15 protein-coding genes are annotated in these 15,034 nt (G+C 34.0%); 12 read left to right on the top strand and 3 right to left on the bottom strand.

Annotation, left to right across the window (positions count from 1 at the left end; all coding sequences use genetic code 11):
• Positions 1-8: 8 nt before the first annotated feature.
• The 7 genes from H277_RS0111845 (at position 9) to H277_RS0111815 (ending at position 6,096) form a co-directional block, all read left to right on the top strand.
• On the top strand, positions 9-449 hold the full coding sequence (locus tag H277_RS0111845) for a TPM domain-containing protein (RefSeq protein WP_019975811.1): 441 nt from the start codon (positions 9-11) through the stop codon (positions 447-449).
• Complete coding sequence (locus tag H277_RS0111840) at positions 430-1,227, top strand: TPM domain-containing protein (protein WP_019975810.1); 798 nt, start codon at positions 430-432, stop codon at positions 1,225-1,227. The genes H277_RS0111845 and H277_RS0111840 overlap by 20 nt, the downstream gene beginning before the upstream one ends.
• Positions 1,228-1,321: 94 nt before the next feature.
• On the top strand, positions 1,322-2,689 hold the full coding sequence (dgt, locus tag H277_RS0111835; protein ID WP_019975809.1) for a dGTP triphosphohydrolase: 1,368 nt from the start codon (positions 1,322-1,324) through the stop codon (positions 2,687-2,689).
• Between the two features lie 98 nt (positions 2,690-2,787).
• Positions 2,788-3,240: a GNAT family N-acetyltransferase gene (locus tag H277_RS0111830; RefSeq protein ID WP_019975808.1), complete on the top strand. Its 453-nt coding sequence runs from the start codon at positions 2,788-2,790 to the stop codon at positions 3,238-3,240.
• 277 nt (positions 3,241-3,517) lie between these two features.
• Complete coding sequence (locus H277_RS0111825; RefSeq protein ID WP_146810435.1) at positions 3,518-4,390, top strand: hypothetical protein; 873 nt, start codon at positions 3,518-3,520, stop codon at positions 4,388-4,390.
• A gap of 9 nt (positions 4,391-4,399) precedes the next feature.
• The gene (locus tag H277_RS0111820) at positions 4,400-5,251 is read left to right on the top strand and encodes a hypothetical protein (RefSeq protein ID WP_146810433.1); all 852 of its coding nucleotides are present in this window, start codon (positions 4,400-4,402) and stop codon (positions 5,249-5,251) included.
• Positions 5,252-5,253: 2 nt separating this feature from the next.
• Positions 5,254-6,096: a hypothetical protein gene (locus tag H277_RS0111815; protein ID WP_019975805.1), complete on the top strand. Its 843-nt coding sequence runs from the start codon at positions 5,254-5,256 to the stop codon at positions 6,094-6,096.
• 51 nt (positions 6,097-6,147) lie between these two features.
• Here H277_RS0111815 and H277_RS0111810 read toward each other — a convergent pair whose 3' ends face one another.
• Complete coding sequence (locus tag H277_RS0111810) at positions 6,148-6,678, bottom strand: RNA methyltransferase (protein ID WP_019975804.1); 531 nt, start codon at positions 6,676-6,678, stop codon at positions 6,148-6,150.
• 80 nt (positions 6,679-6,758) lie between these two features.
• Between H277_RS0111810 and mutS the strand changes: the two genes are divergently transcribed.
• The 5 genes from mutS to H277_RS0111785 all read left to right on the top strand — a co-directional run bounded on the left by mutS (position 6,759) and on the right by H277_RS0111785 (position 13,637).
• Positions 6,759-9,314: a DNA mismatch repair protein MutS gene (gene mutS, locus H277_RS0111805; protein ID WP_019975803.1), complete on the top strand. Its 2,556-nt coding sequence runs from the start codon at positions 6,759-6,761 to the stop codon at positions 9,312-9,314.
• A 10-nt stretch (positions 9,315-9,324) separates the two neighbouring features.
• Entirely contained in the window at positions 9,325-10,128 is an 804-nt protein-coding gene (locus H277_RS0111800; RefSeq protein ID WP_026357562.1) for a M48 family metallopeptidase, read from the top strand.
• A 97-nt stretch (positions 10,129-10,225) separates the two neighbouring features.
• Positions 10,226-12,127 carry an acetate--CoA ligase gene (gene acs / locus H277_RS0111795; protein ID WP_033422694.1) on the top strand — a complete coding sequence of 634 codons (1,902 nt, stop codon included), beginning with the start codon at positions 10,226-10,228 and terminating at the stop codon, positions 12,125-12,127.
• Positions 12,128-12,228: 101 nt separating this feature from the next.
• Positions 12,229-12,876, top strand: coding sequence for an O-methyltransferase (locus tag H277_RS0111790; protein WP_019975800.1), 648 nt, complete (start codon positions 12,229-12,231; stop codon positions 12,874-12,876).
• Positions 12,876-13,637 (top strand): C40 family peptidase, encoded by a 762-nt coding sequence (locus H277_RS0111785; RefSeq protein ID WP_019975799.1) that lies wholly within the window; start codon positions 12,876-12,878, stop codon positions 13,635-13,637. The genes H277_RS0111790 and H277_RS0111785 overlap by 1 nt, the downstream gene beginning before the upstream one ends.
• A 62-nt stretch (positions 13,638-13,699) precedes the next feature.
• Here H277_RS0111785 and H277_RS0111780 read toward each other — a convergent pair whose 3' ends face one another.
• Positions 13,700-14,116, bottom strand: coding sequence for a hypothetical protein (locus H277_RS0111780; RefSeq protein ID WP_019975798.1), 417 nt, complete (start codon positions 14,114-14,116; stop codon positions 13,700-13,702).
• A gap of 136 nt (positions 14,117-14,252) precedes the next feature.
• Entirely contained in the window at positions 14,253-15,032 is a 780-nt protein-coding gene (locus H277_RS0111775) for an alpha/beta fold hydrolase (protein WP_019975797.1), read from the bottom strand.
• Positions 15,033-15,034: the final 2 nt, after the last annotated feature.

The following is a 15,034-nucleotide window of genomic DNA, read 5'->3' as shown; positions in this document are numbered from 1 at the left end:
TCATCATTATGGGAAAAAAGAAACATAAATTTCTTTCTTCAAAAGATGAAAAAAAAATAATCGAAGCCATTCAAAAAGCAGAGAAAAATACAAGCGGAGAAATTCGAGTTCATATTGAGTTCGAATCTTCTCCCAATCATTTTGATAAAGCTTTAGAAGTATTCGAGCAATTGGAAATGCACAGAACAAAAGATAGAAATGGAGTATTGTTTCATGTTTCACCAACCGATCATAACTTTACAATTATTGGTGATAAGGGAATTGATCAAGTGACACCAGATGATTTTTGGGATGACATAAAAGAAGAGGTCATCAAGCATTTCAAAAAAGAACATTATGCAAAAGGACTTTGTGAAGGAATAAAAAAAACAGGCAAAGAACTTAAAAAATATTTTCCTTATCAAGAGGATGATACAAACGAATTACCAGATGAAATCAGCTACAGTTAAATACTTTTTTCTAACTTTATTTCTTTCTATTTTAACGGTTTTTGGACAGACACCAGGTGAATTGGTTAAGATGGAACATCCTCCTCAAAAGTTAGTGCAGGATTATGCACATGTTTTTGATGCGATGCAATTGGATGAGTTGGAACGAAAGCTGGTCGCTTACGACGATTCTACTTCAACACAAATTTTGGTGTTAACAGTTGAATCGTTAGATGGATATCCGTTAGAAACATTTGCAAACGATATTGGAGAAAAATGGGGCGTAGGAACGAAAGGTAAAGACAATGGAGTGGTAATCGTTTTGAGCGAAAAGGATCGCAAGATTACAATCAGAACAGGGTATTCGGCTCAAATTTATTTACCACCAAGTGTCAACAAATCTATTATTGACAATGTCATTATTCCGTATTTCAAACAAGGGGATTATGCCGGAGGAATAAATGCCGGAGTCAATTCTATTTTTCAAGCTTTTGCAGGAAAGTACAAACAAGATAAACCAAAATCCAATGAACCTGAAATGGATTGGGTCGCATTGATTTTTGCAATAGGATTTTTCATTTTTATCTTCATTATTATTTCGAAAGGTAGAGGTGGAAACAATGGAGGAAATGGTGGCAGACGTAGAAGTTTGCTAGACGATATTATCATTATGAATACAGGAAGTTCTGTTTTTGGTTCAGGAGGAAGCTCTTGGGGCGGATCTTCTGGCGGTGGAGGCGGCTTTGGCGGCTTCGGCGGTGGTAGCTTCGGCGGAGGCGGTGCTTCCGGAAGTTGGTAAATCAATTCAAGATAGTAGAATTAATCCGAACGAAACCGTTCGGATTTTTTTAGGACTGAACATTATTCGTTAAATTCGTTTTCTAAATCAGTTTATGGAACTTCTAAATCATATTTATACCAATCAACGCAGCAATACAAACGATACAGCGGATGCACGATCAGAATATCAGCGCGATTATGACCGTATTATTTTTTCGTCTGCCTTTCGTCGATTACAAAATAAAACACAGGTTTTTCCTTTACCCGGAAGCGTGTTTGTTCACAATCGATTGACACATTCATTAGAAGTTTCTTCGGTGGGACGTTCGATGGGAAATTTGGTTGGAAAGTTTATTACTGAAAATTATCAATTGACAAACGAATCGTACGAATTTTACAACTATAGTATTCACGATGTGATTTCAGCAGCTTGTTTGTGTCATGATATTGGAAACCCCGCTTTTGGACATTCAGGAGAGGATGCAATCGCTTCTTATTTTGATCGGCATGAAATGGAATTGAAGGATTATTTTACCGAAGCAGAATGGGCTGATTTAATCAATTTTGAAGGAAATGCAAATGCGATCAGAATTTTAACACAACAACAGAACGGGAAGTCGGAAGGAGGCTTACGTTTGACCTATTCCACTTTGGCAGCAATAGCAAAATATCCATGTGAATCGGTCGCAAAAGATAAAAGCCAATTGCATCGGAAAAAGTTTGGTTTCTTTCAAGCGCAAAAAGAAGCGTTTCGCACAATAGCAGAAAAAACCAATATGATTTTGGAACAGGATGCACCAATTATCTACAAACGACATCCTTTTGTTTGGCTCGTAGAAGCAGCCGATGACATTTGTTACTCGATAATTGATGTGGAAGATTCACAACGTTTAGGAATTATTGACCATGACAAATGCCGAAAATTGTTTTTGAATTTAGTCGAGTCATTAGATCCTTCCCAAATTGATAAAACTAAAAATACATTAAAATCAATTTCTGATAAAAATGATCGGATCGCTTATTTAAGAGCAAAATCTATAAATCTTTTAACATTAAAATCAGTAGAGGTTTACCAAACTAATTTTGATCAAATTGCAAAAGGAGAATTTAAGACAGCCTTGTTGGATGTGATAAAAAATGAAACGGAACAAGTCACAAAGAAAGTTTTGGACGAGATTCAACGTTTCTCGATTGAGAATATTTACAATCACCGTTCTGTTCTTGAAATTGAAAATGCCGGTTATAATGTCATGTCTGAATTACTTTCACAGTTCATACCACCAATTTTGAAAAATGAGAAAGAGCGTAAGACATTTGAAAAAAAAGCCCTGCGATTGGTTCCGGCTCAGTTCTTATACGAAAAAGGAACAGAGTACCAAAAAGTAATGGGAATTTTGGATTATGTTTCGGGAATGACGGATAATTATGCGACTGAATTGTATCGTCGAATAAAAGGAATAGAAATAGGAATGACGATTTAGTTTTTAATGAACGTTACCATCATACAATAAGTATTATACTGAAATTATTGTCGTATTTTAATCAAGAGAAAAATAGAAAATTATAAATCAGACATACCATGGAAAACATAAGCATACGAGCGGCAAGAAGAGAAGATTGTCCTCGAATTTTAGAATTAATACAAGAACTGGCTTTATATGAAAAAGCACCTGATGAGGTAACGGTAACTTTAGAAGAAATGGAAGAATGTGGTTTTGGAGAAAAACCAGTTTGGGGTTCATTAGTTGCAGAAGTAGATGGAAATATAGAAGGAATTGCGTTGTATTATGATCGCTATTCAACATGGAAAGGACGTCGATTGTATTTGGAAGATTTAATTGTAACCGAAAAAATGCGTGGTTCAGGAATAGGGAAATTATTATTAGATGAATTAATAGCTTTTGGGAAAGAAAAAAAATACCACGGAATGGTTTGGCAAGTTTTAGATTGGAACGAACCTGCTATTAATTTTTACAAAAAATATAAGGCTGATTTTGACCCGGAATGGATCAATGTTTCAGTGAATTTTTAATATTGAATTATCTGAATTTAACATTTTGATCTAATTTAGAGAGAGAAAAAACTACAATCTTTCTACTATTTTTATAGAATATAATTACTCATTTATATTTCTGGTTGTTAATTATTTATGTTTACCTATATTATATTATTTAATAATGTTGGATTATAAAATAATAAACATATTGATTATTAAATACTTATAAAATATTACATTTGTATGAATTTAAAAAGGAAAATTAAATATGTTAAAAAACAATCTAATCTTACAAATCTCACTCACCTTAATTTTGTTTTCAGTAAGTTCTATTTATGCACAAATAGGAATTGATACATTTGCTCCTGATAAAACAGCATTATTAGAATTGAACTCAAAATCCATTAATTCATCATCTATTAATGAAAGAGGGTTTTTACCTCCCAGAGTTGCACTATTGAGTAATAGAGATATTGCGACTATTATTGATCCAACACCGGGGTTACTAATTTTTAATACATCTGATGCAGGAGAATATCCATATGAAGTGTCTGCGAACAATTATTATTATTGGGATGGAAAGAATTGGGATAGGTTAATATATAAATCAACTGTAGAAGAAGCTGTAAAACCCAGAATGTTCTATATTGAAGGTATAGATAGGCAGTCTTTTACTCGCAATGATATTAATATACCTTCTGGTACGCCTAGAGATAATGTAGTTAAGTTTATGTCACCTTTGTTGAATATTAAAGATATTATTCAATTTAATAGTACTCAGTCTACATTTATGGTGAATGTATCAGGAATATACGAATTATCGGCTTTTGTAAATTATAATCCTATGGCTAACATAGTTTCAGGATCACATAATAAGAGGGCCTTTCTGAATCTCAAAATTCAGGTATCAAAAGATGGAGGAATTAACTGGATAAATTCAATTGGCACACGTACTAATTGGGGAGTTGATGCAGCGAGTACTTTAAAGACAGCTATTTTATTACCAACACCATTAAAACTAAATAAAGGAGACGTCGTGAGGTTGGTAATTGCTAATCCATTTAATTCTACTGCAAATAATGATCATTGCGGAGGAGGTGATTGTTATATTGGAAATGATTTGGCAAATAACATACCTACTTCAAAAGGCTTAAAAATACAGTTATTAGATTATAATATACAATAAAACCAACCTATGAAAAAATATACCTTTATAACCCTTTTACTCTTTGGGTTCAATTTGTTAATGGCTCAATTTGGTATAGGGACATCTACGCCAAATACATCTTCCGTTTTAGATATAGATGTTTCTACAATAACTCCGAAAAGAGGTTTTTTACTTCCAAGGTTACAGTTACTGAATAACAGAGATAAAGTAACAGTTGAAAATCCGGCAACAGGACTACTTGTCTATAATTTATTGGATAGTGGAATCGGAACAAATAAAGTATTTGCAAATATGTATTACTTTTGGAATGGAACTAAGTGGGCGAGTTTATCCGATATTGAAGAGGTGAAGAGAGAACTTCTTCCGCAAGTATTTTTTATTGCAGAATCAGCAAATGGTATCACAACACCTCAAAATACAACTACAACTACTGGTAATAATATTAATATAGCGCCTATTGTCCTTAAATTTTCTTCTTCATCAATTATGTTGAACACAGGGAATAATATTGATTTAGTAAATGATAATTCATTTAAAATCAATAACGCAGGATTATATGAAATTTCAGGATTTATCAATTATAATCCATCAATACCAATTAATTCAAATACTAATTTAGAATTAAAGTTAGAAGTTTCTACTGATAATGGATCAACTTGGACACAAAAACTTAAGACTTATGGTGTTTGGGGCTATGGAACCGGGCTTAACAATAGAAGTAATAATATAGCACCAACTGTAATAGATTTACCTGCAAATTCATTAATAAGATGTACAGTTTTTAAATCAAACGGAGAAAACCATTCAACTTCTGCTGTAATTAGTGCACCAACTGGATTAACGTATGGTAAAGTAATTAAAATTCAAAAAATAGGATAGGTATGAAAAAGTATATATGTTTTTTGATTCTTAATTTTTATTGCACTCTTTTTGCTCAAATTTCTATAGGAAATAATTCTGTACATCAATCAGCAATATTAGAGTTAAATACCTCTAATATTACTCCTAAAAAGGGTTTTCTACCTACAAGGGGACAATTATTAAATAATAGGGATAAAACAACAATTCCAAACCCTGTCATAGGAATGACCACTTTTAATAAACTTACATCAGGTATAAACCCTAATACTATAGATGCAAATTCGTTCGTTGTTTGGGATGGTTATATTTGGCAAAAAATAAGCAGTCTGGATGAAATAAAATCGCTTAAATTTCCCAAAGATTTTGCAATAGCTACAAATGCAATACAAAATTTTACGACGACAAATCAGTTAGCAACGATTAACCTTAGTCAACCAGTTGAATTAAAATGGGAGAATTCTGAAATTCAAGTTAATAATCCAAGCGATATAGAATTAAGTTCTAATTCCTTTAATTTTTTGAAAGAATCCTATTTTCAGCTTTCAGGAATGGTTACAGTAAAAGTTAATACTGTTTCAAAGTCATCACCATCGCAAGTTATTTTAGCTCTGCAAAAATCAACTAATGGTACCGTATGGACAAACATCTTTTCAAATACGTTGCCTTTTGAACAGTATGCAACAAATAATTCCCAAACGATTACAATTCCTAATTTTATTCATCATTTTACAGTTGGGGAACGGATAAGGTTAGTATTATATAAGCCAACTTCAGCCACAAATTATAGTGATAACTCTGGAATAACAGGAAATGCTAGTATTGATGTTGTAAAATCATTTAGAATTTTAAGAATTGAACAATAAACAAAAAAACTCAAACCATTTGGTTTGAGTTTTTTTGTTTAAATAAAGGATTTATTTCATAAAACCCTCATACCATTTCCACAGAATGATTCCGGTACAAACCGAAACATTAAGTGAATGTTTTGTCCCGGATTGAGGAATTTCAATACATGTATCACATTGGTCGATAATTGATTGTTGAACACCATCCACTTCATTTCCCATTACAATGGCATATTTTTGATTGTGATCAACTTCAAACTCATTTAATAAGACAGAACCTTCAGTTTGTTCTATGGTAATAATTTGATAATTATCTTTCTTAAGCTTTGCAACCAATTCATTCGAATCTTTTACATACTCCCATTCAACTGAATTTTCAGCACCGATGGCAGTTTTATGAATTTCTTTATGCGGAGGCGTAGCAGTAATACCGCACAAATAAATTTTATCAATTAAAAAAGCATCTGAAGTTCTAAAAACAGCCCCTACATTGTGCATGCTCCTTACGTTATCTAATACAACAACAATCGGATGTTTTTCAATTCCTTTATATTCTTCCGCAGAAATGCGACCTAATTCGTCTAATTTTAGTTTTCTCATCACTTCGTTTTTAACTAACTTAGCTGTTCAAAATATATAATAATTTGACAAAAGTAGTAAAGAATAAGGAAACTCCTCTAATGAAACAATATAACCAGATCAAGGCAAAATATCCTGATGCGATGTTATTGTTTCGTGTGGGAGATTTTTACGAAACATTTGGAGAAGATGCAGTACGTTGTTCGCGTATTTTAGATATTGTTTTAACGAAACGTGCCAATGGCTCTGATAATAGTGCTTTGGCTGGATTTCCTCACCATAGTTTGAATACATATTTGCCTAAATTGGTGAAAGCAGGTTTGCGTGTTGCAATTTGCGATCAGCTTGAAGATCCTAAAACGGTAAAAGGAATTGTAAAACGTGGTGTAACCGAATTGGTAACCCCGGGAGTAGCCTTGCAGGATGAGGTCTTATCTTCAAAATCAAACAATTTTTTGATGGCGGTTCATCAAGGAGATAAATCATTTGGAGTTGCCTTGCTTGATGTTTCAACTGGAGAATTTTTGGTTTCTGAAGGACAAGAAGATCAAGTCGCAAAGATTATTCAATCGTTTCGTCCCAGCGAGGTCATTTATCAGAAACGAGTAAAATATAATTTTTCTGATGTTAAGAGCAAATTTTTGTTAGACGATTGGGCATTTCAATATGATTTTGCAGTGGATAAATTAACAACACTTTTCAGAACGAAAAATTTAAAAGGCTTTGGAATCGAAGATTTGAAAGAAGGAGTCATTTCTGCGGGAGCAATTTTAGCTTATTTGGATGATACACATCATTTCGATATTCAACACATTACGTCAATTCAACGTCTAAATCAAGAAAGTTTTGTCTGGATGGATCCTTTTACGATTCGAAATCTAGAACTTGTTTATTCACCGCATCCAAAAGGTGTAACCTTACTGAATATTTTGGATGACACAAAAACACCAATGGGAGCTCGTTTATTGAACCGTTGGATGGTCATGGTGTTGAAAGACTTGAAAACAATTCAAAGACGTCAAATTATTGTTGAATATTTTCATCAGTTTGCAGATATTCGATACGATTTACGGGAAAAACTAGGCCAATTAACCGATTTAGAGCGTTTAGCAGGAAAAGTTTCGACAGGCAAAATTACTCCCCGACAATTGTTGCAGTTGGCGCAAAGTCTAAAACTTTCAGAAGAAATAAAGACAATTTCGGAACAATCAAATATCAAAGAAGTTGCAGATTTATTTACGCGAATTGAACCAATTGAAAGTTTAACACAAAAGATTTTTGATACGCTTTCAGACGAACCTCCACATCAAATAGTCAAAGGAAATGTAATAAGAGAAGGAGTTTCGGAAGAACTGGATAACTTACGTAAAATTCAATTTTCAGGAAAAGATTTCCTGGATCAAATGTGTCAGAGAGAAACGGAAAGAACGGGAATATCTTCGTTAAAAATAGCTTTCAATAATGTATTTGGCTATTATATTGAAGTGCGAAATACGCACAAAGATAAAGTGCCTGAAGAATGGATTCGTAAACAAACACTCGTAAATGCTGAACGCTATATTACAGAAGAATTAAAAGAATATGAAACACAAATTCTCGGAGCTGAAGAAAAAATTCTTGCCATCGAAAATCAATTATTTATTGATTTGTTACAAGAAATTATAACCAAACTTTTACCAATTCAACAAACGGCAAAAGCAATTGCTTTTTTAGATGTCTTATCAACTTTTGCAGAAATAGCCGAAAAAAATAATTATACAAAACCTGTTTTAAATGAAGGGTTTGAATTGAATATAAAAGAAGGCCGTCATGCTGTAATAGAGCAACAATTGCCGATTGGAGAGCAATATGTTTCGAATAATGTTGAATTAAATTCTGAAAACCAACAAATTATTATGATTACCGGACCAAATATGTCGGGTAAATCTGCATTACTCCGTCAAACAGCCTTGATTGTTTTGATGGCACAAATGGGAAGTTTTGTCCCTGCACAAGCGGCAGAATTAGGAATTATTGATAAAGTTTTTACCCGAGTTGGAGCTTCTGATAATATTTCTTCAGGAGAATCGACGTTTATGGTTGAAATGAACGAAACCGCAAGTATCTTAAATAACATTTCGGAACGAAGTTTGATTTTGTTGGATGAAATTGGGCGAGGAACTTCGACATATGATGGAATTTCAATTGCATGGGCGATAGCAGAATTCTTACATCAAAGTGCCTTGAAGCCAAAGACATTGTTTGCAACGCATTATCATGAATTGAATGAAATGTCGAAATCAATGGAGCGCATTAAAAATTTTAATGTGAGTATCAAAGAAACAAAAGATACCATTTTATTTTTGAGAAAATTGATTCCCGGAGGTAGTGAACATAGTTTTGGTATACATGTTGCTAAAATGGCAGGGATGCCAAAAAGGGTAGTTGATAGAGCAAATGATGTTTTGAAAGTTTTAGAAGCTTCCAAAACAGAGGAAGGAATTTCAAATAAAACTGAAAAAATAACGCAAGATAATATGCAGTTGAGTTTCTTTCAGTTGGATGATCCGATTTTAGAATCGATTCGGGAAGAAATCATGAATACGGATATCAATACATTAACACCTGTTGAAGCATTGATGAAGCTGAATGAAATCAAAAAGAAACTTGGGAAATAAACTTAAAAATATGAAAAAAATAATTTTAACTCTAACAGGAGCTTTAGTTTTAGCTTCTTGTGCTACAAATCCTGTTACAGGAAGAAAATCGTTGTCATTGGTCTCTAATGCAGATTTATTTCCAACGGCTTATAACCAGTATTCTCAGGTTCTAAAAAAAGGTAAAGTGATTACAGGAACAGCTGATGCGAAAATGGTTCAAACAGTTGGGGAGCGTTTAAAGTATGCTGCCGAAAAATATTACCAAGAAAAAGGAATCTCATCTCAATTACAAGGTTACCAATGGCAATTTACATTGTTACAAGCCAATGAAGTAAATGCTTGGTGTATGCCGGGTGGTAAGGTTGCGGTGTATACGGGAATCTTACCGGTAACAAAAGATGCAACAGGTTTAGCGGTAGTATTGGGGCACGAAATAGGTCATGCTTTGGCTGGACATAGTGCAGAACAAGCTTCTCAGCAAATGGCTGCTCAAGGGTTAGGGCAAATCGTAGGAGGAACGATTACAAATGCTGATTATGCTGCTGTTTTCGATAAATTATATCCTGTTGGAGCACAAGTTGGTTTGTTGAATTATTCTCGTAAAATGGAATTAGATGCAGATGTTACAGGATTATATTTGATGGCAATGGCTGGTTATGATCCTTCTCAAGCAATTCCTTTTTGGGAACGTATGGCTGCAAAAAGTGGAAATGCAAGTGTTTCAGACTTTTTGAGTACTCACCCTTCAGATGCAACACGTATAGCAAAAATTAAAGAAGCTTTACCAACGGCTTTAGCATATTATAATGCAAGTCCGTATAAAGGAAAATAAGATAGTTTTTATTCATTTTAAAATTATAAGCGAGTTAATTTGATAAATTGACTCGCTTTTTTTATATTGTGTATTCAAAACCACAAAATAAATAATGATGAATGAGTTTAGAATCAATTCTTTTTCTGAATACAAAAAAGAGCATAAAAAGAGTGTAAAAGATCCTGAGAAATTTTGGGACAAAATAGCTGAAAACTTTATTTGGCATCAAAAATGGGACAAAACATTAGAGTATAATTTTGAAAAAGCAGATTTTAAATGGTTCCAAGGAGGAAAGTTAAATATAACTGAAAACGTTTTAGATCGTCATTTAGAAAAAAATGGAAATAAAACGGCCTTAATTTGGGAGCCCAATAACCCTTTAGAAGAATCCCGTATAATTACATACCGTCAATTGTATTCAAAAGTTTGTCAGTTTGCAAATGTTTTAAAAAATAATGGGGTACAAAAAGGTGACCGTGTCTGTATCTATATGCCGATGATTCCGGAATTGGCTATAGCAATGCTGGCTTGTGCCAGAATCGGAGCAGTACATTCAATCGTTTTTGCAGGATTTTCTTCTTTAGCAATTGCCTCTCGTATTAATGATTCGCAATGTAAAGTTTTGGTAACAGCGAATGAAGTTTATCGCGGAACAAAACCAATTAACTTGAAATCGATTGTTGATGAAGCGCTGAAAGATTGTCCGTCTATTCAAACGTGTATCGTATACCGCCGTGCGATAGAACCTACTTCGATGGTAGGAGGGCGAGATAAATTTTGGATGGATGAAATGCATAAAGTAGATAATCATTGCCCGGCTGAAGTAATGGATGCAGAAGATCCATTATTTATTTTATATACATCAGGTTCTACCGGTAAACCGAAAGGTATGGTACATACTTGCGGAGGGTATATGGTCGAAACCGCTTATTCGTTTGACAATATATTCCAAATGGATCCGAACGATATTTATTGGTGTACAGCAGATATTGGTTGGATCACCGGTCACAGTTATATCATTTACGGGCCGTTAGCCTGCGGAGTAACTTCCGTTATGTTCGAAGGTATTCCGAGTTTTCCGGATTTTGGTCGTTTTTGGGAAATTGTTGAGAAGTTGAAGGTGACACATTTTTATACTGCACCTACTGCCGTTCGTTCACTAGCTCGTGAATCATTGGAATATGTTGAAAAATATGATTTATCAAGTCTTAAAGTACTCGGGTCTGTAGGAGAACCGATTAACGAAGAAGCCTGGCACTGGTTAAATGATTATGTAGGAAAAGGAAATTGTCCAATTGTCGATACGTGGTGGCAGACCGAAACAGGCTCGATTATGATTTCTCCATTGGCAGGTATAACACCGCTTCGCCCAACGTTTGCTACTCTGCCCCTCCCGGGCATTCAACCGGTTTTGATGGATGAGTACGGAAAAGAAGTAGAGACAATTAACGAAAAAGCAGAAGGACGCTTGGCAATTAAATTTCCTTGGCCATCAATGGCGAGAACAATTTATGGAGACCATAAACGTTACATCGAAACATACTTTTCTACATTTCCTGGATATTATTTTACAGGTGACGGAGCTTACCGTGATGCAATGGATAATTATAGAATCACAGGCCGAGTAGATGATGTTGTAATTGTTTCCGGGCATAATTTGGGAACAGCTCCTGTTGAAAATGCCATAAACGAAAATGAAGCAGTAGCGGAGAGTGCTGTAGTTGGTTTTCCACATGATATTAAAGGAAATGCCTTGTATGCTTTTGTTATTTTACAAGATGGGATAGAAGGATCACAAGAGTTAGAAAATGAAATTAAAAATGGAGTTTCTAAATTAATAGGTGCAATTGCTAAACCAGACAAAATTCAGTTTGTTTCAGGTTTGCCAAAAACGAGAAGTGGAAAAATTATGCGCCGTATTTTAAGGAAAATAGCAAGTGATGAGACTGATTTTGGAGATACATCGACATTATTGGATCCGGAAATTGTAACACTTATTCAAAAAGGAAAGGTTTAAGAAAAATTTTTTTAAAAAATATAGAACAATTCGCATTGAAATTCGCTTTATATAGCCAATATTCAATGCGAATTATTTATTTTTGTAGACTTTTTAGAGGTATGATAAAAATTTCACCAGTTTTAGAATCGTATTTAGATCATCATGTAGAACAAGAGCCGGAAATTCTTGGGCGTTTACGTGTCGAAACCTATCAATGTACAACACAACCACACATGATTTCGGGCGAATATCAAGGTCGTTTGCTGAGTACATTGTCAAAGATATTAGCTCCAAAAACTATTTTAGAATTAGGAACGTTTACTGGATATGCGACCTTATGTTTAGCAGAAGGATTGACTTCGGACGGGAAGATCATTACGATGGATAAAAATGATGAATTAGAATATCTGTGTCGTAAGTATTTTGACGAATCTGAATTTGCTCAAAAAATTGATTTCCGAATCAATGATGCACGAGAAGAATTGAATACAATTGAAAAAGATTCTGTAGATTTAGCTTTTATTGATGCCGATAAAGAGAGTTATCCTTATTATTTTGAAAAGGTTTTGGAACTTCTTCGTCCGGGTGGAACAATGTTAGTGGACAATGTTTTGTGGTATGGAAAAGTAATGTTGGAGGAGGAAGATAAAAAAGATCCTTCCACAAAAATCCTAAAAGAATTTAATGAGATGGTAACGAAAGATAAACGAGTAGAGTCAATTATTTTACCTATTCGTGATGGGATTACATTAATTCGAAAAAAATAATGAAGTACGCCATTTGTCAAGTAAGTGTTGCGCCATTGCGCTCTGAAGCAAGAGATTCATCAGAAATGGTGAGTCAGGTTTTGTTTGGAGAAAGGTTAATTATTTTAGAAGAATTGGAAAAATGGACGAAAGTTCAGTTAACCTTTGATGGTTATGAAGGTTGGCTTGATCCAAAACAAATCATTATCATTTCTGAAGAGGAATATCACAATAATTTGATTGAGAAATTTGCGATAAATCCATACAATCATGCTATGGAAAACGGATTGCCGATGACATTGACGATTGGTGCTGAGGTTCGTTCGTTGAATGAAAGTAAAATAAAAATTGGTTCAAAGTGTTTTGAATATTTTGGTGTATATACCTCTGGTAAAAAATCGAAGGACCAATTGGTAGAAATAGCAAAAGCTTACCTGAATGTACCTTATTTATGGGGTGGAAAATCTTCTTTTGGAATTGATTGTTCAGGATTGACACAACAAGTATATAAAATAGGAGGGTATAAAATTCCGCGTGATGCTTATCAGCAAGCTGAGATAGGAGAAGTTTTAAGTTTTGTAGAAGAAGCAGAACCCGGAGATTTAGCTTTTTTTGATAATGCAGAAGGACGAATAATACATGTTGGAATAATGTGCGGTAATGGAAAGATTTTACATGCACACGGTAAAGTTCGTATTGATCCAATTGATACGAATGGGATTTTCAATACAGATTCTCAAAAATATTCGCACAAATTAAGATGTATTCGTCGAATTATTTAAAGACATAAAACAAGAGGCAGATAATTCTGCCTCTTGTTTTATGTATAATATGGTCTACATCATTATTCAGCCCAAGCAACAGGAACGTAAATTGTGATATAACCTTCTCCATCCACTAAATTATCTGATAAGGTAGCAGTTGTACTTCCGTATCCAACCCATCCACCTTGACCTTGCATAGCCGAAAACTCGTAAGTACCTTCTGGCAAATCTAAAATAAAGCCTGGTAAAACAGTATTTGATCTTTCGCTGTAAAATACTTCTCCGGTTTCTAAATTTGTTGCATAAAAACCACCAAGATCTTCCCATCCTGATAATCTTTGAGATCCATTAAGATCTAATAATCCTAATCTGATTGTATATTCAGGAGAGGTTGTATTTGACTGTTCTTTTTGAACAGGTGTAGAATCTGAATGGTTATTTGCAAAAGCAAATGTACTGCAAACAGTAGCTAACGCTAAAACTAATACTTTTTTCATGATTGTATATTTTAAAATGATTATGACATAAAATTACATTTTCTTGAAAAAAAAGACTTTACCTGAAAATCAAATAATGTTGACTAAAAGGTTAAGACGTGATGAATAGAACGCTCTGAATTCAATTGGTACGAAATTATTCTTGATAAAGTCGACGAATAAACTCAACCGTTTTTTCTAAGGTTGGTTCACGATTTTCTTTGTATGGTGTATGTTTAGCGTTTGGAACAAGATAGCTTTCTTTTTCACCCTTTACATTGTTGAGAATACCGTCAACTTGCTCTAAAGTTCCGTATTCATCATCAATTCCTTGGATAACAAACGTTGGACATTTAATTTGTGTCAGTTCTTTTCTGATATCAAAATGAAGAAAGTCAGGTCTTAACCAAGTATCTGTCCACATTTCAAAAACTTTTTGGGTATTCTCTCCATGGTATTTTTCCAATCGCTTCGGCAAATCTGTCGTTGAATAGGCAACTTTGGCTTCTCTGATTCCTTGCAACGAAATTTCTTCCACCATGATATGAGAACCAACAACTACGATACCTTTTAGATTTTTGTGGTATTTTGAAGCATATAGTAATGCAATTGATCCGCCGTCACTATGCCCAAACAGAATAATTTCTTTGAATTTGAAATGTTCAACCAAATCATGTAAAAAATCTGCTTCATCGTGCATATAAGTCAATTCTCGATGATCAATTGTAAATGGAGAAGATTTTCCATAGCCTTTTCTATCATAAATAAAGAAGTTGCAATTTGTGCTCTGGGCAACTTCTTTTGGGAAATCTCTCCAAAGTTGTGTACAACCTAAAGAATCATGTAAAAAAATAAGTGTGGGGCTTTCAGGACTTATTTCGTGGTGGTGATAATGAATGTTGGTGTTATTAATTTCTATAGTATGTTCGATATTCATTT

The sequence above is a fragment of the Empedobacter brevis NBRC 14943 = ATCC 43319 genome (genome assembly GCF_000382425.1).
In the GTDB taxonomy this organism is placed as follows: Bacteria; Bacteroidota; Bacteroidia; order Flavobacteriales; family Weeksellaceae; genus Empedobacter; species Empedobacter brevis.
This window is presented reverse-complemented; position numbering and strand designations above follow the sequence as displayed.